Raw genomic sequence first — 3,408 nt, 5'->3', positions numbered from 1 at the left:
TCGGCGACTACAAAGTTCTTCGGAACAAGCGTGGCCAGTGAACGTCGACGGGGTTCCTTAAGCCCCGGCGGAAGGTTGCTGGCCGATTAGAAGCGAATCTGACAGGATTCTGTGCGAATACTGATTTGTGACGTTGTGGCATCGCAACCGCGGTGCTGTGATCGAACAATCCAGTCATGTGATATCGTTATGGTGATTAGCACAAACGACGATCACGATTCTTGGCGTCAGGTTGTCTCGGCTTCGGCCGGGTTGACTTGAGTGTTGAGTTCGGGATTTCGTTGGCCAATCTACCAAGGGCACATGGGGGATGCCTTGGCATTAAGAGAATGGGCGTGGAAGTCTGCGAAATGCCTGGGGGAGTTGACAAACAAGCGATGATCCCGGGATACCCTATCCAACCTGGTGAACTGAAACATCTAAGTAACCAGAGGAAGAGAAAGAAAAATCGATTCCGTCAGTAGCGGCGAGCGAAATCGGAATAGCCCAAACTCAGAGGGTTTCCCTCTGGGGGTTGTAGGACTCCAATATCGAATTGTGTGTTGTTAGTGGAAGGTTCAGGAAAGTTCCGCCACAGAGGGTGACAGTCCCGTACACGAAAATGAACACGCATCGTAGGAGCACCTGAGTAGGTCCAGTCACGTGAAACCTGGACTGAATCCGCGGGGACCATCCCGCAAGGCTAAATACTCCTTAATGACCGATAGCTAACCAGTAGCGTGAGTGAATGGTGAGAAGAACCCCTGCAAGGGGAGGACAGTGAACCTGAAACCATGTGCCTACAAGCGGTCGGAGCCCGATTTGAACGGGTGACGGCGTGCCTTTTGCATAATGATCCGGCGAGTTGTGGTATGCGGCTTGGTTAAGTTCCTCCGGAACGAAGCCCAAGGGAAACCGAGTCTGAATAGGGCGAATATTGTCGTATGCTGCAGACGCGAAAGCTGTGTGATCTACCCATGGGCAGGTTGAAGCGTGGGTTAAACTGCGTGGAGGACCGAACCCACTTAGGTTGAAAACTGAGGGGATGACCTGTGGGGAGGACTGAAAGTGTAATCAAACCAGCAGATAGCTCGTTCTCTCCGAAATATCTTGAGGGATAGCGTCGAGCCACTATTTACCGGGGGTAGAGAGACTGAATCGGATGGGGGCCCTTCCCGGGGTACCTCACCGAACCAAACTCCGAATACCGGTAAAATTATCTCGGCAGTCAGTCCCTGGGGGATAAGCTCCAGGGTCGAGAGGGAAACAACCCAGATCGCCTGCTAAGGTCCCTAAGTAATACTTAGTCACTAAGGAAGTTGAAGTGCTGTGACAGCTGGGATGTTGGCTTAGAAGCAGCCACCATTTAAAAAGTGCGTAACAGCTTACCAGTCGAGCATTTCTGCGCCGATAATGAACGGGAGTAAGTATTACACCGAAGCAGCGGGCTCTAGTTTACTAGAGCGGTAGGAGAGCGTCGATGATCAGATACGAGCCATACGGTAACGAGTGGTGTCGGGGTCATCGAGTGATTATGCCGGAATGAGTAACGATAAAACAGGTGAGAATCCTGTTCGCCGAAAGCCTAAGGTTTCCTGGGGAAGGCAATTCCGCCCAGGGTTAGCCGGCACCTTAGTCGAGGCCGAAAGGCGTAGACGATGGAGAGAAGGTCAACATTCCTTCGCCGGTTGTGTATCCGATGCAGGGACGGCGTCCAGAAAGTGAGCGGTACGAATAGAAATGTCCGTAGCGAAGGCCGAGATGGAGGGGATTAAATCACCCTCATGATTCAAGGCGTAGCTCGAGAGCACTTAAGTTCTCGAAGTCATTGGAAGGACGTCCAAGAAAAGCTGCTAGGTTAAGCAACTGACCGTACTAAAACTGACACAGGTAGGCGAGATGAGTATTCTAAGGCGCTCGGGAGAACGGTGGTTAAGGAACTCTGCAAAATGGCCCCGTAAGTTCGCGATAAGGGGCGCCTCAGGCGGTTCACGCTGCTTGAGGCCACAGAAAATCGGCTGTATCGACTGTTTATCAAAAACACAGGTCTCTGCTAACACGCAAGTGGATGTATAGAGACTGACGCCTGCCCGGTGCTGGTAGGTTAAGGAAGACTGTTAGCGTAAGCGAAGCAGGCGACCGAAGCCCCAGTAAACGGCGGCCCTAACTATGAGGGTCCTAAGGTAGCGAAGTTCCTTGTCGGGTAAGTTCCGACCTGCATGAAAGGCGTAACGAATTCAGCACTGTCTCAACCACCGACCCGGTGAAATTGTAGTCGTGGTGAAGATGCCACGTACCCGCGGTTAGACGGAAAGACCCCGTGAACCTTTACTGTAGGCTGATATTGGGTTGAGATATGTCTTGTGTAGGATAGCTGGGAGGCTTTGAGCTCGGCACGCCAGTGTCGAAGGAGCCGTTGTTGAAATACCAGCCTGGTCATATTTTAATTCTAACTTTGATCTCGTGAATCCGAGCAAAGGACAATGTCAGTCGGGCAGTTTGACTGGGGCGGTCTCCTCCCAAAGAGTAACGGAGGAGTGCAAAGGTACACTCAGCCTGGTCGGCAATCAGGCGAAGAGCGTAAAGGTAGAAGTGTGCTTGACTGCGAGAGCCATCACTCGAGCAGGAACGAAAGTTGGCCTTAGTGATCCGGTAATCCCGAATGGAAGGGTTATCGCTCATCAGATAAAAGGTACTCCGGGGATAACAGGCTTATCGCATCCGAGCGTCCACAGCGGCGATGCGGTTTGGCACCTCGATGTCGGCTCATCACATCCTGGGGGTGTAGAAGCTCCCAAGGGTTTGGCTGTTCGCCAATGAAAGTGGTACGTGAGCTGGGTTCAGACCGTCGTGAGACAGGTCGGTCCCTATCTGCCGTGGGCGTTCGAAACTTGAAGAGATTCAACTTTAGTACGAGAGGATTTAGTTGGACGAAGCTCTGGTGTACCAGTTGTCGCGCTAGCGGCACGGCTGGATAGCTAACTTCGGAAAGGATAAACGCTGAAAGCATCTAAGCGTGAAGCCCGCTCTAAGATTAGGTTTCGTAGACAACAGTCGAAAGTCCCCTGGAAGACGACCAGGTTGATAGGCCGGATGTGTAAGCACGGTAACGTGTTCAGCTAACCGGTACTAACGGACGAAGGATTGGCCATCGATATCCCGCACTCATGATTCTGTCATGCGTCGCTTCGGAGATAGCGTTTGGTCCGAACGAACTGCCGATTTACCAAACAACCGGCCGTGGGCTGGGCGAAATATCCCTCCCACGGTCTTTTGGCGACCATATCGGAAAGGTCCCACCTGTTCCCATCCCGAACACAGAAGTTAAGCTTTCCGAGCCGATGATAGTGCCCACCAGCGTGAAAGTAGGTCTCGCCATTTTTTAAAAAACCCTTCGACGATTTTTCGTCGAAGGGTTTTTTTGTGCGC

General features: G+C 52.1%; 2 rRNA genes. Both read left to right on the top strand.

The features are described from left to right. Positions 1-283: 283 nt before the first annotated feature. Positions 284-3,131: ribosomal RNA gene (locus tag H1B37_RS32495) — 23S ribosomal RNA — on the top strand. 120 nt (positions 3,132-3,251) lie between these two features. Further along, positions 3,252-3,360, top strand: a 5S ribosomal RNA gene (rrf, locus tag H1B37_RS32490). Positions 3,361-3,408: the final 48 nt, after the last annotated feature.

This window comes from Stieleria mannarensis (assembly GCF_014154935.1).
GTDB classification, from domain to species: Bacteria; Planctomycetota; Planctomycetia; order Pirellulales; family Pirellulaceae; genus Stieleria; species Stieleria mannarensis.
Note: the sequence above shows the minus strand (reverse complement) of the source record. Positions and strands in the feature narration are given on the sequence as shown.